Source organism: Modicisalibacter muralis, from assembly GCF_900102945.1.
In the GTDB taxonomy this organism is placed as follows: Bacteria; Pseudomonadota; Gammaproteobacteria; order Pseudomonadales; family Halomonadaceae; genus Modicisalibacter; species Modicisalibacter muralis.
Genome location: NZ_FNGI01000011.1, coordinates 1 through 23744, shown reverse-complemented (window position 1 = coordinate 23744; position 23744 = coordinate 1). Strand labels below are relative to the sequence as shown.

Sequence of the window (23744 nt, the reverse complement as noted above, 5' to 3'; positions counted from 1 at the left end):
ACTCAGAACGGCAGCTCGGCCTGCGGCGCGATCTGCTTGAGCGCCGCGCGGAAACTGGCCTGAATGCGCTCCAGCGCCGCCTGGTTCTTGCCCTCGAAACGCAGCACCAGCATCGGCGTGGTGTTGGAGGCGCGGCACAGGCCCCAGCCGTCGGGATAATCGACACGGATGCCGTCGAGCGTGGTCTTGACGCCGTCGTCGCCGAAATCGCCTTCCCTGGCCAGTTTGTCGACGATGGCGAACTTGTCGTCGTCGGTGACCTTGACGTTGAGTTCCGGGGTGCCGAGATCCTGCGGGTAACGGTGAAAGAAGGTGTCGGCGTCGGCGTCCTGACGGGAGAGGATTTCCAGCAACCGCGCGGCGCCGTAGATGCCGTCATCGAAGCCGTACCAACGCTCCTTGAAGAAGATATGCCCGCTCATCTCGCCGGCCAGTTGGGCGCCGGTTTCCTTCATGCGCGCCTTGATCAGCGAATGACCGGTGCGCCACATCTCCGGCGTGCCGCCGGCATTCTCGATCACCTGAGCCAGATTGCCGGTGCACTTGACGTCGAAGATCACCTTGGCGCCGGGATTGCGGTTCAGCATGTCCTCGGCGAAGGCCATCATCAGCCGATCGGGATAGATCACCTCGCCCTGGGGCGTGACCACGCCGAGGCGGTCGCCGTCACCATCGAAGGCCAGGCCGATATCGGCGCCGGTGTCCTTGACGGTGCGGATCACGTCCTTGAGATTCTCGAGCTTGCCCGGGTCGGGGTGATGATTGGGGAAGGTGCCGTCGATCTCGTCGAACAGGCGCACCGTATCCACGCCGAGGCGCTCGATCAGCTTGGGGCCCAGCTCGCCGGCCACGCCGTTGCCGCAATCGACGACCGCCTTGAGCGGGCGCGCCAGCGTGACGTCGCCGAGGATGCGCTCGAGGTAGGCGTCGCGCACGTCGTGCTCGCGAATCTTGCCCTGGCCGCTTGCCAGGTCGTCGTTGGCAATGCGCTCATACAGTGCGGTGATGGCGTCGCCGGAGAGCGTCTCGCCACCCAGCACGATCTTGAAGCCATTGTAATCCGGCGGGTTGTGACTGCCGGTGACCATCACGCCGGAGGCGCTGCCGTCGAGTACGTGGGTGGCGAAATACAGCACCGGCGTCGGCACCATGCCGATATCGATGACGTCGCGCCCGGTGGCGGTCAGTCCGCGCGCCAGGGCATCCTTGAGGCGCGGCCCGGAGATACGCCCGTCGCGGGCGACCACCACCGTGGACTCGCCACGCGCGGCGGCCTCGCTACCGATGGCGCGGCCGATCAGTTCGACGCTCGCCTCGGTCAGGGTATCGTCGACGATGCCGCGAATATCGTAGGCGCGGAAGATCGACGCGGTTATCTGGCTCATGAATCTCTCCTTGATTCCTTGGTAACGTAAATAAGGATTTGCCGTGTTCCCAAAATGTTAGGGAAGCCCCACAACGTTAGTGACGGCCCAAAACGTCAGTGGCGACCAGAATGCCCGAACCCACCGCCGGCGCGCAGGCTGGCGTCGAAGTCCTCGACGACCTCGAGTTCGGCCTGCACTACCGGCACCAATACATACTGTGCCAGGCGTTCGCCCGGCTCGAGCACGAACGGCGTCTGGCCACGGTTCCAAACCGAGATCATCAGCTCGCCCTGGTAGTCGGAATCGATCAGCCCGACCAGATTGCCCAACACGATACCGTGTTTATGGCCGAGCCCCGAGCGCGGCAGGATCATCCCGGCAAGACCTGGGTCGGCGATATGCACGGCGAGACCGGTGCGCACCAGCTCGCAGGCGCCGGGCGCGAGTTCCAGCGGGGCGTCGAGCAGCGCGCGCAGGTCCATGCCGGCGCTGCCCTGGGTCGCGTAGTGGGGTAGCGGGTAGTCGCGGATCCGGTCATCGAGAATCTTGACGGCGAGCGTGGCGCCACGGCGGGTGTCGCCGGGCGTCATGGAATCGGTCATGGAGTGTCCTGTTGAGATGGTTTTGACGGCGCGCGCGCGGCGAAGCGCGCCAGCGCCGTGTCGATGATCGTCTCGGCCAGGGTGGCCTTGCTCTGCGCCGGCAGCTCGAGACGCCCCGGCGCCGACGAGCCGTCGCGCCGCTGGTCTTCACGCCATAGCAGCAGCGCGGCGTTGCGTTCGGCGCCGAAACCCAGTCCGGCCTGGCCGACGTCGTTGGCGACGATCATGTCGAGGTTCTTGCGGATTAGCTTGTCGCGAGCGTAGGTTTCGAGGTCGCGCGTTTCGGCGGCGAAGCCGATCATCAACGGACGCGGCTCGCAGGCGGCGATCTCGGCGATGATGTCGGGATTCTTGACCAGCCGCAGGGTCAGGGTGTCGTCGTCGGTGGTTTTCTTGAGCTTATGCTCGCTGATCTGCTCGGCGCGGTAGTCGGCGACCGCCGCGCAGCCGATGAAGATATCGCTGTCGGCGGCGGCCCGGCGCACGGCCTCACACATCTCGATGGCTGACTCGACGTCGATACGCTCGACACCGGGGGGTGTATCCAGCGCCACCGGACCACTGATCAGGCGCACCCGCGCGCCACGGCTCGCGGCGGCGGCGGCCAGTGCATAACCCATCTTGCCCGAGCTGTGGTTGGACAGATAACGCACCGGGTCCAGCGGTTCGCGGGTCGGGCCGGCGGTGATGGTGATCGTCAATCCGCTGGCCGCTGCGTTACTGGAGTCGGGAGCGCTTTCGGACGACCTGACTGGAGCGTCTTCGGGCGACCTAGACAGAGAAGCGGCCTCGGGCGAGCTGAAAAGCGCATCGACGATCGCCTCGGGTTCGAGCATGCGTCCCGGGCCGATATCGCCACACGCCTGGTCGCCGGCATCGGGGCCGAGCAGGCGCCAGCCGAGATCGGCCAGGCGGCGGGCGTTGTCCTGGGTGGCCGGGTGGCGCCACATGGCCTGGTTCATCGCCGGCGCCATCACGCACTCGGCGCCGCTTGCCAGGCATAGCGTGGTCAGCAGATCGTCGGCATGGCCATGGGCCAAGCGCGCCATCAGGTCGGCGGTGGCCGGCGCGATCAGGATCAATTCGGCCCAGCGGGCCAGCTCGATATGCCCCATGCCGGCTTCGGCCTCGGGGTCGAGCAGAGAGGTGCGCACTGCCTCCCCGGTCAAGGCTTGCAGGGTCAGCGGTGTAATGAACGCCTGGGCGCCTGCGGTCATGACCACCCGTACCTCGGCGCCGGCCTTCTTCAGCAGCCGCGCCAAGTGGGCGCTCTTGTAGGCGGCGATACCGGCGCTGATGCCGAGCAGAATGCGCTTTCCAGCCAATCGTGGTCCGGCCTGTGGTGACATGGTGAACGTCCCGATGAATCCAGCCGTTACCTTATCATCAGCGCCCGATTTTGCGTAGTTGGGCGTGCAGGCCCCATGCCATGGCGGGAGCGTCCGGAAGCATTAATGACAACCGAGTTCCGCCATGGGCACGGCGTAGACGAAGCCGTCCTGGCTGCCGACGAAGACAGTGTCGTTGATGACTATCGGGCCGCCTGGGGCGAGGGCCACGGTTTTCGAGTTATTGCTCGAACCGCCCAGTTTCAGCTTGCCGGCAGGGCGGCCGTTCTCACAGCTCGGAGGTGTGCCCGTCTTGGCGTCCAGCAGGTGGAGGAAGCCCGTCGTATCGCCGAACAGCACCTTGCCATTGGCGATGGCTGGCGCTCCCTTGACCTTGGTGCCCAAGGGGTATTCCCAGACCCGCTGGCCGCTGTGTAAATCATACGAGAATACCGAGTAGGTATAGGGGCTGCCCACATAGACGTGGCCATTGGCGATCGCTGGCGCGCCCGAGGTGTTGTTGTCCTGAGGGGCGCCGCTGCCGAGAAGATCGCGCCAGAGCAACTCACCGGACTCGGCATCGAAGGCGTAGATGAAGTGAAAGTCGCCCCGTTGGCGCGAATACGTTTGACGCTGTTTGTCGCTAAGCTGTCGACGACTCGCCTTGGCGGTAATCACCACGATACCGTCTGAGATCGCCGGCGGAACATCCGTGAAGGAGGCCTCCTCCTCGAACGTCCAGCGTATTTCACGACTCGCCAAGTCAACGCCGACGACGCTGTTGAGCGCGCCGACGTAGAGCATGCCGTCGTCATCTATCACTGGGGATGACATGCTCACCCAACCGGGCAATGCCAGCGACCAAAGGAGCTTGCCGCTGTCAGGCGCCAGGGCAAGCAACTTGCCGGCACCGGTCACGGTGTACAGGGTGCCATCGTAGAAAGCCGGGGTGGGCATGACTTCGCCCAGCGTGGCATGCTTCCACAGCGTTGCTCCGCTTTCGGGGTCCACCGCCATGACCCCGCTGCTACCCGTGCCGCGTAGCCAGGGGCCTTGGAACATGCGGTTACCGTAACCAACGAAGATGCGCCCATCGGCCTGAATCATATCCGCATGAATCCAGTTGGGCGCATGACGAAACCACGGGTCACTGGCGCCCCAGATAACCCGCCCACTGGCCAGATCGAAGCGGAACATGCCGCCCGTAGCGTGGTTGCCCACATACAGCGAGTCACCCACGATCACCGGCGTCGCCCTGACCTGCTCGCCGGTGCGGTATCTGGTACGCGGCAAGGCCTCGGCACCGTTGTCGTAGACGGCATTATTGGTGCTGTTCAGGCGATACTGCGTCCATTGCGGCGGGCCGAAGCGACTCTCTTGATCCGCCAGGGACGTCATCGAGACGGTGCAGCATGCAATCAGCAGTGACCACGATTGCCAGCGTTTCATAGGGTCTCCTTTCCCTTCCTTAGTCGTGACGAATCCGTGTGGTGCCTAACAAGGCGGTGGCTCTGCTTTGATGAGACCGCCTTACCTCCGGATTCTAGACTAGCTGGGTGTTACATTCAGGTGCCGAATCGCGGCTTCGATGCCGCGCAGCTCGGCCAGGCCCCGCATGCGACCGATCAGTGGGTAGCCGGGGCGGGTATCGCGGCGTAGGTCGTCGAGAATCTGGTGGCCGTGGTCGGGACGCAAGGGCAGCCGGGGCCCGCCCTCGCGCTCGCGCCTGATTTCTTCCTCGACCAGCACCCGAACCACGCCGACCATGTCCACGTTGCCGCCCAGGTGATGGGCCTCATGAAAGGAGCGTGGATCGGGCGTTTCACGCTGCGTCGCGCGCAGGTGGGCGAAGTAGATGCGCGAGGCGAAGCGCCTGGCCATCTCGACCAGATCGGTGGAGGCGTTGATTCCGTAAGAGCCGGTACATAGTGTCAGGCCATTGGCCGGGCTCGGCGCCACGTCCAACAGCCATTGGGCATCGTCGGGATGCGAGACGACGCGCGGCAGGCCGAACATCGGGCGTGGCGGATCGTCGGGATGGATGGCCAGGCGAATGCCGACCTCCTCGGCCACCGGCACGATGGCGCGCAGGAAGGTACCGAGGTTATCGCGCAAACGTTTGGCATCGATGCCGTCGTATTCGCTCAGTACATCGCGAAACTGCGCCAGCGTGTAGTGCTCCTCGGTACCGGGCAGGCCGGCGATGATGTTGTCGATCAGGCGCCGGCGGGCAGCGTCGTCCAAGCCGTCCAGGTACTCGCGGGCGGCGGTTTTCTCGCTGTCGCTGTACTCCCGCTCGGCGCCGGGGCGTTCGAGCAGGTGGAGATCGAAGGCGGCGAAGGCGGTCTGGTCGAAGCGCAGCGCCAGGGCGCCGTCGGGCAGACGATAGGCCAGGTCGGTGCGCGTCCAGTCGAGTACCGGCATGAAGTTGTAGCAGACCAGGTCGATGCCGCAGGCGGCGAGGTTGCGCAGCGTCTGCTGGTAATTGGCGATATAGGCCGCGCAGTCTCCACGGCCTTGCTTGATATCCTCGTGTACCGGCACGCTCTCGACCACCGACCAGGTCAGGCCGGCGCTCTCGATGAGGCGCTTGCGCTCATCGATCGCTTCGACCGTCCAGATTTCACCATTGGGGATCTCGTGCAGGGCGGTGACGATGCCGGTCGCGCCGGTCTGGCGAATCTCGAAGAGGCTAATGGGGTCGTCGGGGCCGAACCAGCGCCAGGTCTGCTCCATGGTGCGCTCCTTTAACGAATCAAGTTGTCGATGTCGGCCAGGGTGGCGGTAACCCCCTGGCGATGCAGTGAGCGGTAGGCATTTTCGACGTTATCGACGAAACACGAATACTCGGCCAGTGCGGCCGGGAATACGGCGTCAAGCGCTAGAAATGCCTGGACGAGGCTGCCGGCATCGTCGCCATGGCGACGATGCAGCGCAGCGAAGGTCTCGGCCAGTGGATCGTCGAGCGCATGGCGATTGCCGTGCAGGTCGCTGCCGGCGGTGTAGCGAATCCAGGCCGCCACGCCCAATGCCGTGCAAGCGACGTCGCCGCCGCTTTCGAGCCGCTGGAGTGCGCCCTGCAGCCAGCGCTGGGGCAGCTTCTGCGAACCGTCCATGGCGACCTGCTGCAGGCGGTGGCGCAGGCTGTCGTTGGCGAAGCGCGCCAGCAGGTGCTCGGCGTAGGCGTCGAGATCGGTGCCCTCGGGCATGGCCAGCGTCGGCGCCGCCTCGTAATGCAGGTAGCGCCGCAGCAGGGCGGTGAACTCAGGCTGGCGCACCGCATCGAAGACCGTTTCGATGTTCTCCAGCGCGCCCAGGTAGGCGAGCAGCGAATGGCTGCCGTTGAGCATGCGCAGCTTCATGGTCTCGAACGGGGCGACGTCGGCGACCATCTGCACGCCATCCGGCTGCCAGTCGGGCCGGCCCTGGGGGAAGTCGTCCTCGATCACCCACTGGCTGAAGGCCTCGCAGACCACCGCAGCGGGGTCGTCGACGCCAAGATCGCGCAGGCGCGCGACATCGGCATCGGTCATCGCCGGCACGATGCGGTCGACCATGCTGCACGGGAAGGTCACCTCGCGGGCGATCCACTCGGCCAGGGCTGGATCGCGCCGGCGCGCCAGGTCGGTGACCGCCCGGCGGGTGCGCTTGCCGTTGTCCGGCATGTTGTCGCAGGACAGCACCGTGAACGCCGGCATGCCCCCCGCGTGGCGCCGCGCCAGCGCCTCGACCAATAGGCCCGGCGCGGTATGCGGCGATTGCGGATGCGCAATGTCATGAGCGATGGCCGGGTCGTCGCTCAGCAATTCGCCGCTGGCCGGGTTGAGGAAGTAGCCCTTCTCGGTCACCGTCAGGCTGACGATGCGTACCTCGGGCGAGTCCATCCGCTGCAGCAGGGCGGCAAGATCGCGCCCCCACTCGCCCGCGTCATCGCACCCAGTGAACAGCGCCTCGCGAAGCACGCCGATCTCGCGCAGCACGACATGCTCGCTGTCGGCGTGCTCGGCGACGTGGTAGCGGCCATCGGCGTCTCTCAGGCGCGCGACCAAGGCGAGGTTGGAGCGCAGATTGGCGCTGCACAGACCCCAGCGCTCGTCGCCGCTGCGCTGACGATAACGCTCCAGGTAGACCGCCTGATGGGCGCGATGAAAGGCGCCCAGGCCGAGATGCACCATGCCTATCGTGGCGGGTGTCTGTCGCGAGGCCACACGCTCGACTCGGGTCATGAACGCGGCTCCCGCCGTTGCCGATCCACGCCCGGCGGCAGCGTCACGCCGACACGCGCGCCCTCGGCGATCAGCGCCTCGACCACGTTGTCGGCCACCCTTACGCCGGATTCGGCGGCCTCGTCCTCGCGCTCGATCTCCTTCAAGCCGGCGTAGTAGACGCGCGACTGGCCCTCTCCCGGGGGCGAGGCGCGCAGCTCACCGAGCAGTTGATCCATGTCGCGGCGGAACTCGCTCGCCTCGCGGAACATGTCGATGCGAAAGGCGGCGAAGAAGTGGCCGACACGGCCCATCGCGCTGGGAGTGTCGTGCAGATGCTGGCCGAAGCCGTGACCGGAGAGTACCCCGCTCAAGATGTCGACCATCGTCGCCAGGCCGTAGCCCTTGTGGCCACCGAGCGCGGTGCCGGCGCCGCCGAGCGGGTGCAGGCCGCCACCGGCGTAGCGGTTCATCGATTCCCACAGGCTGGCCGCATCGACGGCCTGGCGGCCACGCGCATCGCTAGCCCAGCCTGCCGGCAGCGGCTGGCCCTGGCGCGCGTAGACCTCGATCTTGCCGTAGGTCACCGCGGTGGTCGACATATCCAATACGAAGGCGCGTTCGCGCTCGGCCGGCGCGGCGAAGGCGATCGGGTTGGTGCCAAACATCGCCTGGGTACCGTGGGTGGGCACGCCCAGCGCGGCGGTGTTGGTCATGGCGATACCGATCATGTCGTGCTCGAGCGCGGCCATCGCATACCAGGCGGCGATGCCGAAGTGGTTGCTGTCGCGCACCGTGGCGAATCCGGCGCCGCTCGTGCGCGCCTTGGCGATCGCCGCGTCCATCGCCTGCTGGCTGACTGGTGCGCCCATTGCGCCCCGAGCGTCGAGAGCCAGTGACAGCGGCGTCTCGTGCAGGATCTGCGGTGCGGTGCCGGCGACGATGGTTCCGGTTTCGAGCCCGCCCACGTAGCGCGGCAGCCTGGCTACTCCGTGTGAGGGAATGCCGCGGGCATCGGCTGCGACCAGCACGGCTGCGGAGAGTGTGGCATCGTCATGATTCAGGCCGTGGGCGATGAACACGTCTCGGCAGAAGTCGGTCAGCGCCGCGCGGGACAGCCTTTGGGCGGTGTCGGTCGCCTTCTTATCGTTCGCTCTTGCCATGATCACTGCCCCATGATCAGGTTGGGCAGCCACAACGAAATGGCCGGGATATAAGCTACCAGCAACAGTACGATGAGGTTGCAGACCAGAAACGGCACGATGGCCCGCGCGACTTTCAGCATGGGCAAGTTGCCGATGCTCGAGGCGACGAACAGGCACACGCCAACCGGCGGTGTCGACAGGCCGACCATCAGATTCAGGACCATCATCACGGCGAAGTGGATCGGGTCCATGCCGATGCCGGTCGCCACACCGAGCAATGTCGGGAAGAGGATGATCAGGGCGGCGATGGTTTCCATGAACATGCCGACGAAAAGCAGCAGCAGATTGATGATCAGAATCACCACGATGGGGTTGTCGCTGATGCCGAGAATCGTCTCGGCGATGATCGCCGGTATCTGCTGCGTGGTGAGAATCCAGCCGAACAGATTGGCCATGCCTACCAGCAGCATTAACGCGGCTGTCGTCAAGGCGGTATCGGCAAAGATCGCCGGCAACTGGCGCCAAGTCAGGCCTTTGTAGATGAACATGCCGACGATCAAGGCGTACACGCTGGCGACAATGGATGCTTCGGTCGCGGTAAAAAAGCCGCCGATGATGCCGTAGAGGATGATGAACGTCATCAGCAGGGCCCAGAAGGCGCTGCGCCCCTCGGAGAGGATCTGACCCAAGGTCGCCCGCTTCTCCTTGGGATAGCCGCGCTTCACGGCCAGAATATACGTGGTGACCATCATCGCCAGTCCCAACAGCAGGCCTGGGACTGCGCCGGCGATGAACATGCGCCCGACCGAGACGCTGGCCAGCGAGCCGCAGATGATCATCGGCAAGCTGGGCGGGATGATCGGGCCGACCGTCGAGGAGGCAGCGGTCACGGCGGCCGAGAAGGGTTTGTCATAGCCTGAGCGGGCCATGCCGGGAATCATCACCGAACCGATGCTCGCGGTGTCCGCCACGGCGGTGCCGGATACGCCGCCAAAAATCATCGAACCGGCCACGTTGGCCAGCCCCAGGCCGCCACGGATGTGCCCCACCAGGGCGTTGGAAAAGCGGATGATCTGCTCGGTGATATTGCCTGCATTCATCAGGTTGCCGGCCAGCACGAAGCCGGGTATGCACAGCAATACGAAGGAGTTGATGCCCGCAAACATGCGTTGCGGCACGATGGTAAGAGAAATGTCCGCCATCAATAAGAAACTGACCGAGGAGATGCCGAGAGCAAAGGCGATGGGCATTCCCACCAGCATCAATACCAGAAACACACCGAACAGTACGATCAATTCCATGATGTTGACTCCGTCTCGGTGGGTGGCTTGCGAAACATGGCGGCGATTGCCTCGAACACGCCGATTGCGCTGTATAACAGCACCAACGAGAACAGAAAGACCGTCGACAGGAAGATATAGAACATGGAGATATACAGGGTCGGTGACGACTGAAAGGTACCGACCTGCGCGAACGCCCAGGCATGCGGGAGTATGTACGCGGCGAACGAGCCGATCAGCGTACATATCACGGCCTGGTAGACGGCCAGGCCGCGAGGGCTCAGATACACTTGGAAAAGCTCGACATTGACGTTACGGCTTCTGCGAATTACCACGCCTGATGCCATGGCGACCATGTAAATGAACAGGTATTTCGAGCCTTCCGCCGTCCAGATGGGCGGTGAAGGAAAAAACAGCCGGCTGATTATTTGCACAAGAACCGTAAAAACAATGGCGAGAAGCGCCAGGGTGGCAAATGCCGTGAAAATGGAATCGAGTATGTCGAAGAGTTTGCCGATGGTGCCCCCGACCTTGGGTACGGTCGACATGACATCGATGTTCTCTAGATCCTTTTCGTCGGAGTCCATGACGTTTCCTCTATCGAGCGACGACCATCGCATAGACACCAAGGCCGAAGCTGTCAGGCGTTACCAATGGGGATGAAGCGGGCAGGGGGATCTGCATCCTCCCGCCCGCATAGGCATCAAAGGTCTTGAATGGCTTCGTAAATTGCTCGCTGTTCTTCCGACAATGATTTGAGAACAGCCGGCGTCGCTTTCTCGGCGAAAGCCTGTTGATCGACCTCGATGAACTCCATGCCTTCTTCCTGTAGGGCTTCCTTCAAGCGTTTCTGGTCTTCCTCGAACAACTTCGCCTGATAGGCCTGCATTTCCTCGGCGGCGTCGAGCACGACCTGCTGCAGCTCCTCGGGCATGCTTTCGAGTTTCTTCTGACCAATCACGACATAGATCCAGCTACGCACATGGCCGGTCATGTTCACGTAGTCCTGAACCTCGCTGAAGCTGGCGCTCTTGATCAGGCTCAATGGGTTCTCCTGCCCTTCGATAATGCCTTGTTGCAACGCCGAGAAGACTTCACTGAACGCCATGGGGACCGGCTTGGCACCCAGCGCCTGCCAGGTATCGACGAACAGCGGCACGTTAGGTACGCGTAAACGCAGGTTGTTGAGATCCTCGGGTTTGCGTATCGGGCGATTGGACGTCAACTGGCGTGGTCCGCGCTCGAACCAGGCAATCGGCACCAGGCCCGTGCTCTCGGTGATCTGCGCCTCGATTTCATCGCCGATGTCGCTGGTGACCGTGTCACGCAAATGCTGCGAGTCGCGAAACAGGTACGGCACCGCCATCATCGCCGCCTTGGGTGCCCAGTTCTGCAGGCTCTCGCCGGTGATGGTCATATCGGCAGTACCCAACTGAATGCTGTTGATGACACTCATTTCGTTGCCCAATTGCTCATTGGGGAAAATCTGTACGGCGATGCGGCCATCGGAGTTCTTCTCGACCTGCTCCTTGAAATGCTCGGCGGCCTGGTTCCAGATATGTTGCTCATTGGCCAGATGGCCGAACTTCAGGGTGAAATCGGCGGCGCCGGCGGCTTGAGTGCCGATCAGCGCCGCGCCGATCACGGCACTGGCAAAGAGTTTCTTGAACATCGTTTTCTCCTGGCTCTGGGTTGTGCGAGTTGTGGCGAGCTTTAGTGGATGGCACTCAGGTGCCGATTCGTATCAGCACCTTGCGTGCCTTTTCAGGATGGTGATCGAGCATGTCGATGGCGCCAGGCATCTCGGCCAGCGGCAGCCGGTGGCTGACCAGCGCCAGGGGATCGAGGCGTTGGCTGGCCATCAACTCGATCACCTCCGGAAACTTGCGGTTGTTGAGGCGTGAGCCGACGATCGTCAGCTCCTTCTTGATCACTTCCAGTTGCACCAGGTCGCTGGGCGTGGGGTTGAAGCCGAGCAGGCCGATGCGTCCGGCCGGCGAGGCCAGGCGCAGAATCTGCGGCAGCAGCGCGGGCACGCAGGCGGCATCGGCGATCAACGGCATGCCTTCGCCGCCGGTCATCTCGGCGACGACGGCTTCGAGGTCTTCGTGCCGGCCATTGATGGTGCGCGTGGCGCCCAGTTCGCGGGCGGTCTCCAGGCGGGTATCGATGACGTCGCTGACGGTGATGTCGTCGATACCCTGCGCCTTCGCTACCTGCAGGATGGTCAGTCCGATCACCCCGGCGCCGAAGATCATCAACCGATCGTCGGGCAGCGGCTGCATGCGTTCCAGCACGTTGGCGGCGATGGTGTAGGGCTCGACCAGCGCGGCGGCGTCCAGGCCCAGCCCTTCGGGCAGGCGGTGCACATTACCGGCCGGTACGCTGACCTGCTCCTCGAAGCCGCCGTTGCGATGTACGCCGATCACCTCGAGCGCGGTGCAGACGTTGGGCCGACCGATGCGGCACGGGTAGCACTCGCCGCAGTTGATGACCGGATCGATGCACACTCGCTCGCCGATGGCGACGTCGTCGACGCCATCGCCCACTGCCTCGACGATGCCGGCGAATTCATGGCCGGTGATGCGCGGAAAGCGCACGAAGGCGTTGTCGCCGTGAATGATGTGCATGTCCGAGCCGCAGATGCCTGCGAAGGCGACGCGCACCAGCACCTCGCCCGGTGCGGCCTGAGGCAACTCGATCTCGGCCAGGTGGTAATCGTGCGCGGCGCGTACCTGAAAGGCTTGCATCACAATCTCCTGGTTACCAGTGCCACAGGGTGCCGTCCTCGAGACGGTTGACCGGCAGGCTGGCGGGTTGATAAGGGAAGCGGGCGGCGGCTTTTTCGTCGATATCGACGCCGTGCCCTGGCGTCTCGCCGACGATGAAATGACCGTCCTCGAAGCGATAATCGTGCGGGAATACCTCGTCGGTGCGCGTCTCGTGAGGCATGTGCTCCTGGATACCGAAGTTGGGCACCCAAGTGTCGAAATGCACCGCCGCGCCCAGGCATACCGGCGACAGGTCGGTGGGGCCGTGGAAGCCGGTGCGCACGTGGTAGAGCCCGGCCAGGTCGGCGATACGGCGCATTGCGGTGATGCCGCCGGCATGCGTTAGCGAGGCGCGGATGTAATCGATCCATTGGTTTTCGATCAGCTCGCGGCAGTCGTGGATCGAGTTGAACACCTCACCCACCGCCAGCGGCGTGGTGGTGTGCTGGCGGATCAGCTTGAAGCTCTGCTGATTCTCGGCCGGCACGCAGTCCTCGAGCCAGAACAGCTTGTACGGCTCGGCCTCCTTGCCCAGGCGTGCGGCCTCGATCGGCGTCAGGCGATGGTGGACATCGTGCAGCACATGCAGGTCGTCGCCGAAACGCTCGCGCACCGCGGCGAACAGCTTGGGCGCATGGTTGAGATAGCGCGCGGTGTTCCAGTCGTGTTCCGCGGGAAGCTTGGCATCGGCCGGCTCGTAGCGCTCACCGGGGCGCTTGGCCACACCGTAGGTGCTTTGGATGCCGGGGATACCCGACTGCACCCGGACCGCGCGATAGCCCTGCTCGACGTGTCGGGCGACTTCATCAAGGCAGGCCGCGATGTCGCTACCCGTGGCATGGCTGTAGGTCATCACCCGCTCGCGGCTCTTGCCGCCCAGCAGTTGATAGAGTGGCAGGCCGGCCAGCTTGCCCTTGATATCCCACAATGCCATGTCGACGGCGGCGATCGCGCTCATGGTCACCGGCCCACGGCGCCAATAGGCCCCGCGATAGAGGTACTGCCAGGTATCCTCGATGCGCTGCGGATCGCGCCCGACCAGCGCCGGGATGACATGCTCCTCGAGGTAGGCGACCACGGCCATCTCGCGGCCGTTGAGCGTGGCGTCGCCGATGCCATGGACGCCTTCGTCGGTGACGATCTTCAACGTGACGAAGTTGCGTCCCGGCGAGGTGACGATGACGTAGGCGTCCTTGATCTTCATCGGCGGCTCTCTTCAATGGCTCGTGAATCAGGATTTGGCGTCGAACATGTCGGGGAAACGCGCGACCAGTTCCGGCAGTGAGTGCAGGATTTCCCGCTGGTGCACGCGCATGGCGACTTCGGCGGCCTCGACATTGCCCTCGGCGATGGTCTCGACGATGCGCGTGTGCTGATCGATCAGCTTGGGGAGTGGCGTGGTCTCCGGCACGCTCAGGTAGCGCACCCGATCGAGTTGCGCCTTGACCTCCTCGGTCACCCGCCAGGCCGAGTGGTGGCCGGCGCCGAGGGACAGCGTGCGATGAAACGCTTCGTCGAGCAGGAAGAAGCGGTCGTAATCGCTGGGTGAGGCACAACGCTTCTGGCGCTCGATCAGATCGTACAGTTCGGCGATCACGGCCTCGTCCAGGCCTTGCTCGGCGGCTGATTTGGCCACCGCCACCTCGATCGCCTCGCGCACGAAGCGCGCCTCATGAACCGCCGCCTGGGAAACCTTCACCACGTAAGTGCCGCGTTGTGGGCGCACCTCGACCAGACCGGCTTCCGACAGGCGGATGAAAGACTCACGCACCGGCTGGCGGCTGACATCGAACGTATCGGCGATCTCTTTTTCGGAAAGCGCCTGCCCGGGGGATAGCACCATGCGAATGATCGACTGGCGCAGCACGCGGTAGAGGCGCTGGCGCACGCTGCTCTCGCTGGCGCAATCGTCCCACAGGGCGAGTAGTTCGTTGTTCATGCAGGCTCTCGGTGAAAGGCGGATTGGGTATCGTGTTCTGAACTAACTAGTATGGTAGTTGTTTTTCGCCGTTTCGCAACTGTCGCGTGGCACTGCGTTTCTTATACGTTGGTCGGTTTTGTTCCGGCTTTGCGTTATAAATGCGTTACTTGAACGTAAATGACCCGTTAACAAGCGAGATGGGAAACGCCGATGTCGATTCGTGACTGGCCCGAGGGCGAGCGCCCGAGGGAGAAACTGCTGGCGCTCGGTTCCGCGGCGCTATCGGATGCCGAGCTGTTGGCGATTTTCCTGCGCGTAGGCGTGAAAGGGCGCTCGGCGGTGGATCTGGCGCGCGATCTGTTGGCGTCTTTCGGTGGGCTCAGGCCATTACTCGAAGCCGAGCAGGCACGCTTTTGCGCTGAGCATGGCCTGGGCGAGGCCAAGTTCGTGCAGTTGCAAGCCTCGCTGGAGCTGTCGCGGCGTCATCTGGCCAGCCAGCTGGAGCGTGGCGGCGCGCTGACTTCACCGACCCTGGTGCGCGCCTTCCTGGCTTCGCAACTGCGCCATCTCGGTCATGAGGAGTTCGCTGCGCTGTTTCTCGATACCCGGCATCGGGTGATTCGCTTCGAGTCGCTGTTCCGCGGCACGCTGGACAGCGCTTCGGTCTATCCGCGCGAAGTGGCGCGCCGGGCATTGGAGTTGGGCGCCGGCGCGGTGATCTTCGCCCATAACCATCCTTCGGGTGTCGCCGAGCCCAGCGATGCCGACCGGCGCATCACCACGCGGCTCAGCGAGGCGCTGGGGTTGTTCGAGATTCGCGTGCTGGATCACTTCGTGGTCGGCGACGGCGAAGTCATTTCATTTGCGGAAAGAGGCTGGCTATAAAGGCTTCGTCTCAGGCGCGATGGCGCTTGCCGAGGCGCCGGTCCTCTGGTATAAAGTACGCCCTTTGACTTTCCTTGGGTTAATTACAGGGGCGGAAAGGCGGTCACCTGCCACTCTCTCTTCCCGGTTTGCCCGACAGGTTTTGAACAACTCGCCCAGCGGTTGGAGGCTTCCATGTCCAAAGTATGTCAGGTTACCGGCAAGCGCCCGGTGACTGGTAACAATGTATCTCACTCCCAGCGCAAGACGCGTCGCCGTTTCTTGCCCAACCTGCATACCCATCGTTTTTGGGTGGAAGCCGAGAAGCGCTTCGTCAAGCTGCGTGTTTCCTCCAAGGGCATGCGCATCATCGACAAGAAGGGTATCGATTCGGTGCTCGGCGACATTCGTAAGCGTGGCGAGCGCGTTTAACAGGGAGTAAAGATCATGCGTGACAAGATCAAGTTGGTGTCCAGTGCCGGTACCGGCCATTTCTATACCACCGACAAGAACAAGCGCAACACCCCGGACAAGCTCGAATTCAAGAAATTCGATCCGGTGGTTCGCAAGCACGTGATGTACAAGGAAGCCAAGATCAAGTGATCTGACGCTTCCGCCGCAGGCATCGACCTGTCGCCAGAACCCGGTTAGCGCCGGGTTTTTGCGTATCTGCTCCCAGGAAAATCGCCGTCATGCCCGAACTCCCTGAAGTCGAAACCACCCGCCGTGGCATCGCCCCGCATATCGAGGGGCGCGAGATCAGCGAAGTGATCGTTCGCGAACGACGCCTGCGCACGCCGGTGCCCGACGACCTGGCCGATGCCTTGATCGGTCGGCGTGTCGGCGAGTTGGGGCGGCGCGCCAAATACCTTGTGGTTCCCGTCGGCGAGCGCTCGCTGATCTGGCATCTGGGTATGTCGGGCAGCCTGCGTATCGCCCGGGTCGGCGATCTGCCGAAGAAGCACGATCACCTCGATGTGGTCCTCGATAGCGGTGCCATCCTGCGCTACCACGACCCACGCCGCTTCGGCTTCGTCGACTGGTTGCAGGGTAGTCTGCATGATGATTCCAGATTCAAGCGCCTCGGCCCCGAGCCGCTGTCCAGCGATTTTCATGGTGAGCGGCTCTACACGCTATCGCGCGGTCGGCGCATGGCGGTCAAGCCGTTTCTGATGGACAACGCCGTCGTGGTCGGGGTGGGCAACATCTATGCGAGCGAGGCGCTGTATCTGGCGGGTATCGACCCGCGCCGCGCGGCGGGGCGCATCTCGCGCGAGCGCTACCAGCGCTTGGCCGAGGCGGTTCGCGAGGTACTCGCCGCGGCGATCACCCAGGGCGGCACGACGCTGCGCGATTTCGTCAGCGGCACCGGCGAGCCGGGCTACTTCGCCCAGCGCCTGAATGTGTATGGGCGCGCCGGGCAGGCGTGTCGGCGCTGTGGCGATGAGCTGCGCCTGATCACGCTGGGTCAGCGGGCCAGTGTGTACTGTGCCCACTGCCAGACCTGAAAAATCACGAAATAAACGACTGCGCGAACGAATCACTGCGTTACGCGGTGCTCGAAGCCTCACCTAACAAGATGTTATGTCTCGTCTTCTGTGCTCCGGGCGCCTTGTGCTTCATTTCGCTCGAAAGTTTATTTCACGATTTCTGCGCGAAAGCTCAGGGCTCAGCCTGCCCCATTGATATGTTGGCGCGTTAGAATACGTGCTGATTTCCCCTTATTCGACGGAGAGTTCCGTGTCCGAACGCCTGCGCCTGAAGAAGAACGCCGATCGCCGCCTCAAGGCCGGTCATCTCTGGCTGTATTCCAACGAGATCGATATCGAGGCGACGCCGCTCAAGGGCATCGAGCCCGGTGCCCAGGCGGTGATCGAGGCCGCCAATGGCAAGGCGATGGGGGTGGCCTACGTCAACCCGCACTCGCTGATCTGCGCCCGCGTGGTGTCGCGCGATGCCAATGTGCGCCTCGATCGCTCGTTGCTGGTGCATCGTTTCAACCAGGCATTGGCCTTGCGCAAGCAGTTGTTCGAGAAGCCGTTTTACCGTCTCGTCCACGGCGAAGGCGATTTGCTGCCGGGGTTGATCGTCGATCGCTTCGATGACGTGCTGGTGGTCCAGCTCAATACGCTGGGCATGGAAATGCTCGCCGGCGAAATCGTCGCCGCGCTGGACAAGGTGCTGTCGCCGCGCGCGATCGTATTCAAGAACGATTCATCCGGGCGCCGCCAGGAGCAGCTCGAGCGCCAGGTGGAAGTGGTGCATGGCGACCTGCCCGAGCAGATCGTGCTGGAGGAGAATGGCGTACGCTTCGTCGCCCCGGTGCTCGATGGCCAGAAGACCGGCTGGTTTTACGACCACCGCGCCAACCGTGCCTGGCTCAATGGCCTGGTCGCCGGCAAACGCGTGCTCGACGTGTTCAGCTATGTCGGTGGCTGGGGCGTGCAAGCCGCCGCTCACGGGGCGTCCGAGGTGTTGTGCATCGACAGTTCCGGCGTGGCGCTGGAGCGGGTCGTCGAAAACGCCGCGCTCAACGGGCTCGCCGAAAAAGTGTCGATCGGCGAGGGCGACGCCTTCGAGGCACTGGCCGCGCTCAAGGCCGATGGCGAGCAGTTCGATGTGGTGATTCTCGACCCGCCGGCCTTTATCAGGAAGCGCAAGGACATTCCCAATGGCGAGCGTGCCTATTCGCGGCTCAACCGCGAGGCGATGCGCCTGCTGGGCCGCGATGGTCTGCTGCTCAGCGCATCGTGCTCGATGCACCTGGCGCCGGAGCGTCTGGTGGAGTGCGTGCGCGGCGCGGTACGCCATCAGGATCGCCACGGCCAGGTGATCTATCAGGGCGGCCAGGGCCCGGATCACCCGGTGCATCCGGCGATTCCCGAGACGTCCTATCTCAAGGCGTTGGGTGTGCGGGTCTTCCGGGATTGAACATGAGCTACGTGCGGATCTTCCGGCACAGCAATACGCTGTTGGTCAGTCATGTGCGCAACGTGTTGGAAAACGCGGGAATTCCCTGCGAGCTGCGCAACATGACGCTGGGCGGTGGCGCCGGCGAGTTGCCGCTGGGCGAGTGCGAACCCGAAGTCTGGGTTGCGGCGCATAATCGCGAGCGTGCCGAAACACTGACCCACGATGCCCTGCACGGCCCGCGCGAAACGGCGTCGGCATGGGTCTGCCCGCGCTGCGGCGAGAAACTCGATGGTGTCTTCGACGCCTGCTGGCAGTGCGCGGCGTCGCGCCCGGTTTGAGCCAGTCGCGCCAATGCTGGCAGCATGAACGCCCGCCGTGACAAGGAGTCGCCATGAATTGGGAGCTGCCCACCCCCTTCGTGATCGATATCACGGTTGACGAAGCCACGATCGACCACTATGGCCACGTCAACAATGCCGAGTACCTGCGCTGGATCGAGCAGGTCAGCTGGGCCCATTCCCGGCATCTGGGCTTGGATATCGACGATTATCGCCAGCACGACAGGGCCATGGCCGTGCATCGTCATGAACTCGATTATCTCGCCCCGGCATACGCTGGCGATAATCTACGACTCGCTACCTGGATCGTCGGTTGCGATGGACGGTTGACCCTGACCCGGCGCTTCCAGCTCAAGCGCTCGAATGACGACTGCACTCTGCTGCGAGCGCGCACCCGCTTCGCCTGCATCGAACTTTCCAGTGGTCGGGCCCGGCGTCTGCCGGCTGCCTACGTGGCGGTCTATGGTGGCGCGCTGATCGACGAGGCTGGCTGACCCCACGCTGGAAAGATTTGTCATTTTGCCGCTTATGGCCGGAGTATTTTCTGGAATGGATTGCCGATATAGCGCAGGAGCCCGTTTTTTTGCGTGATAATATCGTGATCGCCGCTTTGTGCTGTACTGAGAAGGTGAAACGTTCCGCTCTCAATACCCGCACGCAGGAGGTGTCATGAAAATCGCCGTTCCCAAGGAAATCAAGAACCATGAATATCGCGTCGCCCTAACCCCGACGGGCGTACGCGAACTGGTCGATCGTGGCCACCGGGTGATCGTGCAAGCCTCGGCGGGCGAGGGTTCGGGCTTCCCCGATGCCGATTACCAGGCGGCTGGCGCCACTATCGAAGCCGATGTGGAAAAGGTCTGGGACCAGGCCGAACTGATCGTCAAGGTCAAGGAGCCACAGAGCGATGAAGTCGCGCGGCTCCACGAGAGACAGACGCTATTCACTTACCTGCATCTGGCCGCCGAGGAAAAGCTCACCAAGGGGTTGATGGACTCCGGCGCGACCTGCATCGCCTATGAAACCATCACCGATAACGAGGGCGGCTTGCCCTTGCTGGCGCCGATGAGCCGCGTGGCCGGGCGCATGGCGGTACAGGCCGGGGCGCACAGTCTCGAGAAGGCCCAGGGTGGCGCCGGCGTGCTGCTGCCGGGGGTGCCGGGCGTGGCGCCGGGCCGGGTCACGGTGATCGGCGGTGGCGTGGTTGGCGAGAATGCTGGGCGCATGGCGTTGGGCTTGGGTGCCGAGGTCACGGTGCTGGATAGATCGTTGGCGCGTCTGGAAGTGCTCGATCACCGTTACCAGGGGCGCATGCGTACCGTGTACTCCACCGCCGACGCGCTGGACGAAGCCGTGCGCGAGTCGGATCTGATCATCGGCGCGGTGCTGGTGGCGGGTGCCGCGGCGCCCAAGCTGATTACCCGCAAGATGCTCGCCGACATGCGCCCGGGCAGCGTGCTGGTCGACGTGGCCATCGATCAGGGCGGCTGCTTCGAGACCAGCAAGGCGACCACCCATGCCGAGCCCACCTATGTCATTGACGGTGTGGTGCACTACTGCGTGGCCAACATGCCCGGCGCGGTGGCGCGCACCTCGACACAGGCATTGACCAACGCCACCATGCCGTTCGTTGCCGCACTCGCCGATAAGGGTTGGCAGAAGGCACTGGCCGACGACGCGCATTTTCGCGCCGGGCTGAATGTACACGCCGGGCAGGTAACGCATCCGGCGGTCGCCTCGGCGTTCGCGTTGGAGGGTGTCGATCCACGCTCGCTGGTTGGAACCACTGTATAACTGTCTGCACGGGTGAATCGCTGTGTTACGCGGTACTGGTGCGCCAGCCCGGTCGAGACTCACCTAACTTTATGTTATGTCTCGTCTTCTGCGTTCCGTGCGCCTTGCGACGTAGCGACGCCCGCGTCATCCCGTTCGACGACTTATCCAGCGATTCCCGAATACTGCCTTGGGCACCGTCGTCTCGGCTGCGTTGGCCGAGGTGGCGGTCGCCTGAAAGAGCCTCGCCGTTGTACACTGGGCATATTTGCCATTTCTCACGCAGATACGCCTACCCATGCAAAAGACCCGCGTTCTTACCGGTATCACCACCACCGGCACGCCGCACCTCGGCAACTATGTCGGCGCCATCAAGCCGGCGATCGCCGCCAGTCAGGATCCCAACGTTCAGTCCTATTACTTCCTCGCCGACCTGCATGCGCTGATCAAGTGCCAGGATCCCCGGCGCGTGCAGGAGTCGCGCCGGGAGATCGCCGCGACTTGGCTGGCGCTGGGGCTGGATACCGATAACGCGATCTTCTATCGCCAGTCTGACATTCCCGAGATTCCCGAGCTGACCTGGATGCTTTCCTGCGTCTGCGCCAAGGGACTGATGAACCGTGCGCATGCCTACAAGGCCTCGGTCGCCGATAATGAGGCGGCCGGCCAACCCGATCCCGATAAGGGCGTGACCATGGGACTGTTCGGCTACCCGGTGCTGATGGCCGCCGACATCCTGATGTTCAATGCCAACAAGGTGCCGGTGGGACGCGACCAGATTCAGCACATCGAGATGGCACGTGATATGGGCGGGCGTTTCAACCACCTGTTCAAGGGCCAGTACTTCACCCTGCCCGAGGCGGTGGTCGATGAAAAGACCCAGGTGCTGGGCGGTCTCGATGGGCGCAAGATGTCGAAGAGCTACGACAATACCATCCCGCTGTTCGTCTCCGAGAAGAAGCTTTTGAAGCTGGTGCGCAAGATCAAGACCAACTCGCTGGAACCGGGCGAGCCCAAGGATCCCGACACCTGCACGCTGTTCCAGATCTACTCGGCTTTCGCCACGCCGGAAGAAACCCGGGCCATGCGTGCGCGCTATCTTGAGGGCATCGGCTGGGGCGACGCCAAGAACGAACTCTTCGAGTACCTGAACGCGTACCTGCGTGAGCCGCGCGAGCGCTATCAGGCGCTGATGGAAGACCCGGGGCATATCGAGAGCGTGTTGCAAAAGGGCGCCGAGCGAGCCCGCGCCGAGGCCGCGCCGATGATGGACAAACTGCGTCACGCCGTGGGCCTGGGCTCTTTCATATAACGGCTTCACTCATCGAGCCCCTGACGCAAGTGTGGTCAGCCGTCCAATCCGGCGGGCCGGACCGGGGCGGCATGTTATCTTAGCGCGCTATAATGCAACGGTGGCTTGGCGTTTCGTGCCCATGCTTTACGCCTCGCTTCAACCTGCACCGTAAGGCGCGCCACCGGGTATCGCCGCCATTTTTTCTTTCATCGAGTCGAGCCGAGATATGAGCGAACACGCCAAGCGCCCCCTCTACATTCCCTATGCCGGTCCTTCGCTGCTGGAGATGCCGCTGCTCAACAAGGGCAGCGCCTTTACCCTCAGGGAGCGTATCGATTTCAACCTGGTCGGGTTGTTGCCGCAAAACGTCGAGACCATCGAGGAGCAGGCCGAGCGCGCCTACCGGCAGTATCGCGCTTGTCAGAACGACCTCGACAAGCACATTTTCCTGCGCTCGATTCAGGACGATAACGAGACGCTGTTCTTCCGCCTGCTCGAAGAGCATCTCGAGGAGATGATGCCGATCATCTACACGCCGGTGGTGGGCGAGGCGTGCGAGGAGTTTTCCAATATCTACCGCAACCATCGCGGTATTTTCGTCGCCTATCCCGACCGCGAATACATGGAAGACATTCTGCGCAGCGCCACCAAGGACAAGGTCAAGGTGATCGTGGTCACCGACGGCGAGCGGATTCTCGGCTTGGGCGACCAGGGTATCGGCGGCATGGGTATTCCGATCGGCAAGTTGTCGCTGTACACCGCCTGCGGCGGCATCAGCCCGGCCTATACGCTGCCGATCGCGCTGGATGTGGGCACCAACAACCAGGCGTTGCTGGATGACCCGATGTACATGGGCTGGCGCCACGAGCGTATCAGTGGCGACGAATATGCCGAGTTCATGGCCCTGTTCATGGATGCGGTCAAGCGCCGCTGGCCGAACGTGCTGTTGCAGTTCGAGGATTTCGCCCAGACCAATGCCATGCCGCTGCTCGAGCGCTATCGCGACGAACTGTGCTGCTTCAACGACGACATCCAGGGCACCGCGGCGGTGTGTGTCGGCACGCTGTTGGCCGCGTGCAAGGCCAACGGGGCCAAGGTCAGCGAGCAGACGGTGGCCTTCGTTGGCGCCGGCTCGGCGGGCTGTGGCATCGCCGAGCAGATCATCGTGGCGATGACGGCCGAGGGGCTGAGCGACGCCGAAGCGCGCAAGCGTATCTATATGGTCGATCGCAACGGCCTGCTGACTGGCGACATGAACGGGCTTTATGACTTCCAGCAGCGTCTGGCGCATCCGCGTGGCGATCTCGATGGCTGGTCGGGTAGTGGCTTGATGGACGTGGTGAAGAATGCGCGCCCAACGGTGCTGATCGGTGTCTCGGGCCAGAAGGGCCTGTTCGACGAGACGCTGATCAAGACACTGCACCAGAACTGCGCGAATCCGCTGGTCATGCCGCTATCCAACCCGACATCGCGGGCCGAAGCCACGCCGCAGGACATTCTCGACTGGACCGGCGGCCAGGCGTTGGTCGCCACCGGCAGCCCGTTTCCGCCGGCAACCATCGGCGATCGCCGTGTCGCCATCGCGCAGTGCAACAATGCTTATATCTTCCCGGGTATCGGCCTCGGCGTGGTGGCGGCGAACGCCTCTCGCGTTACCGATGCCATGCTGATGGCCGCCTCGAATGCATTGGCCAACAACTCGCCGATCGTCAGGCAGGGCGAGGGGGCGTTACTGCCGGCACTCGGCGATATTCGCGAACTCAGCAAGGCGATTGCTTTCGATGTCGCCAAGCAGGCCCAGGAAGATGGCGTGGCGCTACGCTCGAGCGATGAGGTGCTGCGCGAGACCATCGAGCGGCACTTCTGGTATCCGCGCTATCGACGCTATCGGCGCCGGGCATTCTGAGCAACGAGCAACGAGCAACGAGCAACGAGCAACGAGC

The 23744-nt window shown here is 63.4% G+C and carries 23 protein-coding genes; 10 read left to right on the top strand and 13 right to left on the bottom strand.

Features of this window, described 5'->3' with window-relative positions:
- Positions 1 to 2: 2 nt before the first annotated feature.
- The 13 genes from BLR92_RS16135 to BLR92_RS16075 form a co-directional block, all read right to left on the bottom strand.
- Entirely contained in the window at positions 3 to 1385 is a 1383-nt protein-coding gene (locus BLR92_RS16135; RefSeq protein ID WP_089730314.1) for a phosphomannomutase/phosphoglucomutase, read from the bottom strand.
- Positions 1386 to 1480: 95 nt separating this feature from the next.
- Positions 1481 to 1969 (bottom strand): dUTP diphosphatase, encoded by a 489-nt coding sequence (gene dut, locus BLR92_RS16130; RefSeq protein ID WP_089730313.1) that lies wholly within the window; start codon positions 1967 to 1969, stop codon positions 1481 to 1483.
- Positions 1966 to 3318 (bottom strand): bifunctional phosphopantothenoylcysteine decarboxylase/phosphopantothenate--cysteine ligase CoaBC, encoded by a 1353-nt coding sequence (coaBC, locus tag BLR92_RS16125; protein ID WP_089730312.1) that lies wholly within the window; start codon positions 3316 to 3318, stop codon positions 1966 to 1968. Before coaBC ends, dut begins: the two co-directional genes overlap by 4 nt.
- Positions 3319 to 3420: 102 nt before the next feature.
- Positions 3421 to 4746 carry an outer membrane protein assembly factor BamB family protein gene (locus BLR92_RS16120; RefSeq protein ID WP_089730311.1) on the bottom strand — a complete coding sequence of 442 codons (1326 nt, stop codon included), beginning with the start codon at positions 4744 to 4746 and terminating at the stop codon, positions 3421 to 3423.
- A gap of 99 nt (positions 4747 to 4845) precedes the next feature.
- Positions 4846 to 6033 carry a mannonate dehydratase gene (gene uxuA / locus BLR92_RS16115; protein WP_089730310.1) on the bottom strand — a complete coding sequence of 396 codons (1188 nt, stop codon included), beginning with the start codon at positions 6031 to 6033 and terminating at the stop codon, positions 4846 to 4848.
- A gap of 11 nt (positions 6034 to 6044) precedes the next feature.
- Positions 6045 to 7523: a mannitol dehydrogenase family protein gene (locus BLR92_RS16110; RefSeq protein ID WP_089730309.1), complete on the bottom strand. Its 1479-nt coding sequence runs from the start codon at positions 7521 to 7523 to the stop codon at positions 6045 to 6047.
- On the bottom strand, positions 7520 to 8665 hold the full coding sequence (locus tag BLR92_RS16105; protein ID WP_089730308.1) for an Ldh family oxidoreductase: 1146 nt from the start codon (positions 8663 to 8665) through the stop codon (positions 7520 to 7522). The genes BLR92_RS16110 and BLR92_RS16105 overlap by 4 nt, the downstream gene beginning before the upstream one ends.
- Before the next feature lie 2 nt (positions 8666 to 8667).
- The gene (locus BLR92_RS16100) at positions 8668 to 9948 is read right to left on the bottom strand and encodes a TRAP transporter large permease (protein ID WP_089730307.1); all 1281 of its coding nucleotides are present in this window, start codon (positions 9946 to 9948) and stop codon (positions 8668 to 8670) included.
- Complete coding sequence (locus BLR92_RS16095; RefSeq protein WP_089730306.1) at positions 9939 to 10514, bottom strand: TRAP transporter small permease; 576 nt, start codon at positions 10512 to 10514, stop codon at positions 9939 to 9941. Before BLR92_RS16095 ends, BLR92_RS16100 begins: the two co-directional genes overlap by 10 nt.
- 116 nt (positions 10515 to 10630) lie before the next feature.
- Positions 10631 to 11599 carry a TRAP transporter substrate-binding protein gene (locus tag BLR92_RS16090; protein WP_089730305.1) on the bottom strand — a complete coding sequence of 323 codons (969 nt, stop codon included), beginning with the start codon at positions 11597 to 11599 and terminating at the stop codon, positions 10631 to 10633.
- 55 nt (positions 11600 to 11654) lie between these two features.
- Positions 11655 to 12677 (bottom strand): Zn-dependent oxidoreductase, encoded by a 1023-nt coding sequence (locus tag BLR92_RS16085; protein WP_089730304.1) that lies wholly within the window; start codon positions 12675 to 12677, stop codon positions 11655 to 11657.
- A 13-nt stretch (positions 12678 to 12690) separates the two neighbouring features.
- The gene (gene manD, locus BLR92_RS16080; protein WP_089730303.1) at positions 12691 to 13902 is read right to left on the bottom strand and encodes a D-mannonate dehydratase ManD; all 1212 of its coding nucleotides are present in this window, start codon (positions 13900 to 13902) and stop codon (positions 12691 to 12693) included.
- A 27-nt stretch (positions 13903 to 13929) separates the two neighbouring features.
- A complete protein-coding gene (locus tag BLR92_RS16075) occupies positions 13930 to 14637 on the bottom strand; it encodes a GntR family transcriptional regulator (RefSeq protein WP_089730302.1) in 708 nt (235 codons plus the stop codon).
- Positions 14638 to 14829: 192 nt separating this feature from the next.
- On the opposite strand from BLR92_RS16075, the gene radC reads away from it, so the two are divergent.
- The 10 genes from radC (at position 14830) to BLR92_RS16025 (ending at position 23707) form a co-directional block, all read left to right on the top strand.
- Positions 14830 to 15504: a RadC family protein gene (gene radC, locus BLR92_RS16070; RefSeq protein ID WP_089730301.1), complete on the top strand. Its 675-nt coding sequence runs from the start codon at positions 14830 to 14832 to the stop codon at positions 15502 to 15504.
- 174 nt (positions 15505 to 15678) lie between these two features.
- Entirely contained in the window at positions 15679 to 15915 is a 237-nt protein-coding gene (gene rpmB, locus BLR92_RS16065) for a 50S ribosomal protein L28 (RefSeq protein ID WP_089730300.1), read from the top strand.
- 15 nt (positions 15916 to 15930) lie between these two features.
- The gene (gene rpmG / locus BLR92_RS16060) at positions 15931 to 16086 is read left to right on the top strand and encodes a 50S ribosomal protein L33 (protein WP_086509014.1); all 156 of its coding nucleotides are present in this window, start codon (positions 15931 to 15933) and stop codon (positions 16084 to 16086) included.
- An 89-nt stretch (positions 16087 to 16175) separates the two neighbouring features.
- Positions 16176 to 16991 carry a bifunctional DNA-formamidopyrimidine glycosylase/DNA-(apurinic or apyrimidinic site) lyase gene (gene mutM / locus BLR92_RS16055; RefSeq protein WP_089730299.1) on the top strand — a complete coding sequence of 272 codons (816 nt, stop codon included), beginning with the start codon at positions 16176 to 16178 and terminating at the stop codon, positions 16989 to 16991.
- A 232-nt stretch (positions 16992 to 17223) separates the two neighbouring features.
- Positions 17224 to 18414, top strand: coding sequence for a class I SAM-dependent rRNA methyltransferase (locus BLR92_RS16050; protein ID WP_089730298.1), 1191 nt, complete (start codon positions 17224 to 17226; stop codon positions 18412 to 18414).
- A gap of 2 nt (positions 18415 to 18416) precedes the next feature.
- Positions 18417 to 18734, top strand: a complete 318-nt coding sequence (locus BLR92_RS16045) for a putative signal transducing protein (protein ID WP_089730297.1) — start codon at positions 18417 to 18419, stop codon at positions 18732 to 18734.
- Positions 18735 to 18787: 53 nt separating this feature from the next.
- Positions 18788 to 19228, top strand: a complete 441-nt coding sequence (locus BLR92_RS16040; protein WP_089730296.1) for an acyl-CoA thioesterase — start codon at positions 18788 to 18790, stop codon at positions 19226 to 19228.
- Between the two features lie 175 nt (positions 19229 to 19403).
- Entirely contained in the window at positions 19404 to 20528 is a 1125-nt protein-coding gene (gene ald / locus BLR92_RS16035; protein ID WP_089730295.1) for an alanine dehydrogenase, read from the top strand.
- 277 nt (positions 20529 to 20805) lie between these two features.
- Positions 20806 to 21819: a tryptophan--tRNA ligase gene (locus BLR92_RS16030; RefSeq protein WP_089730426.1), complete on the top strand. Its 1014-nt coding sequence runs from the start codon at positions 20806 to 20808 to the stop codon at positions 21817 to 21819.
- Positions 21820 to 22027: 208 nt separating this feature from the next.
- Complete coding sequence (locus BLR92_RS16025; RefSeq protein ID WP_089730294.1) at positions 22028 to 23707, top strand: NAD-dependent malic enzyme; 1680 nt, start codon at positions 22028 to 22030, stop codon at positions 23705 to 23707.
- Positions 23708 to 23744 lie beyond the last annotated feature (37 nt).

Bases quoted from the DNA above. Each gene is read 5' to 3' on its own strand.
- BLR92_RS16040 (WP_089730296.1), top strand. From the start codon at position 18,788: ATGAATTGGGAGCTGCCCACCCCCTTCGTGATCGATATCACGGTTGAC.
- BLR92_RS16090 (WP_089730305.1), bottom strand. From the start codon at position 11,599: ATGTTCAAGAAACTCTTTGCCAGTGCCGTGATCGGCGCGGCGCTGATC.
- BLR92_RS16085 (WP_089730304.1), bottom strand. From the start codon at position 12,677: ATGCAAGCCTTTCAGGTACGCGCCGCGCACGATTACCACCTGGCCGAG.
- BLR92_RS16135 (WP_089730314.1), bottom strand. From the start codon at position 1,385: ATGAGCCAGATAACCGCGTCGATCTTCCGCGCCTACGATATTCGCGGC.
- radC (WP_089730301.1), top strand. From the start codon at position 14,830: ATGTCGATTCGTGACTGGCCCGAGGGCGAGCGCCCGAGGGAGAAACTG.
- mutM (WP_089730299.1), top strand. From the start codon at position 16,176: ATGCCCGAACTCCCTGAAGTCGAAACCACCCGCCGTGGCATCGCCCCG.
- rpmB (WP_089730300.1), top strand. From the start codon at position 15,679: ATGTCCAAAGTATGTCAGGTTACCGGCAAGCGCCCGGTGACTGGTAAC.
- BLR92_RS16105 (WP_089730308.1), bottom strand. From the start codon at position 8,665: ATGGCAAGAGCGAACGATAAGAAGGCGACCGACACCGCCCAAAGGCTG.
- coaBC (WP_089730312.1), bottom strand. From the start codon at position 3,318: ATGTCACCACAGGCCGGACCACGATTGGCTGGAAAGCGCATTCTGCTC.
- manD (WP_089730303.1), bottom strand. From the start codon at position 13,902: ATGAAGATCAAGGACGCCTACGTCATCGTCACCTCGCCGGGACGCAAC.
- BLR92_RS16030 (WP_089730426.1), top strand. From the start codon at position 20,806: ATGCAAAAGACCCGCGTTCTTACCGGTATCACCACCACCGGCACGCCG.
- rpmG (WP_086509014.1), top strand. From the start codon at position 15,931: ATGCGTGACAAGATCAAGTTGGTGTCCAGTGCCGGTACCGGCCATTTC.
- BLR92_RS16025 (WP_089730294.1), top strand. From the start codon at position 22,028: ATGAGCGAACACGCCAAGCGCCCCCTCTACATTCCCTATGCCGGTCCT.
- dut (WP_089730313.1), bottom strand. From the start codon at position 1,969: ATGACCGATTCCATGACGCCCGGCGACACCCGCCGTGGCGCCACGCTC.
- BLR92_RS16120 (WP_089730311.1), bottom strand. From the start codon at position 4,746: ATGAAACGCTGGCAATCGTGGTCACTGCTGATTGCATGCTGCACCGTC.
- ald (WP_089730295.1), top strand. From the start codon at position 19,404: ATGAAAATCGCCGTTCCCAAGGAAATCAAGAACCATGAATATCGCGTC.
- uxuA (WP_089730310.1), bottom strand. From the start codon at position 6,033: ATGGAGCAGACCTGGCGCTGGTTCGGCCCCGACGACCCCATTAGCCTC.
- BLR92_RS16045 (WP_089730297.1), top strand. From the start codon at position 18,417: ATGAGCTACGTGCGGATCTTCCGGCACAGCAATACGCTGTTGGTCAGT.
- BLR92_RS16110 (WP_089730309.1), bottom strand. From the start codon at position 7,523: ATGACCCGAGTCGAGCGTGTGGCCTCGCGACAGACACCCGCCACGATA.
- BLR92_RS16075 (WP_089730302.1), bottom strand. From the start codon at position 14,637: ATGAACAACGAACTACTCGCCCTGTGGGACGATTGCGCCAGCGAGAGC.
- BLR92_RS16095 (WP_089730306.1), bottom strand. From the start codon at position 10,514: ATGGACTCCGACGAAAAGGATCTAGAGAACATCGATGTCATGTCGACC.
- BLR92_RS16100 (WP_089730307.1), bottom strand. From the start codon at position 9,948: ATGGAATTGATCGTACTGTTCGGTGTGTTTCTGGTATTGATGCTGGTG.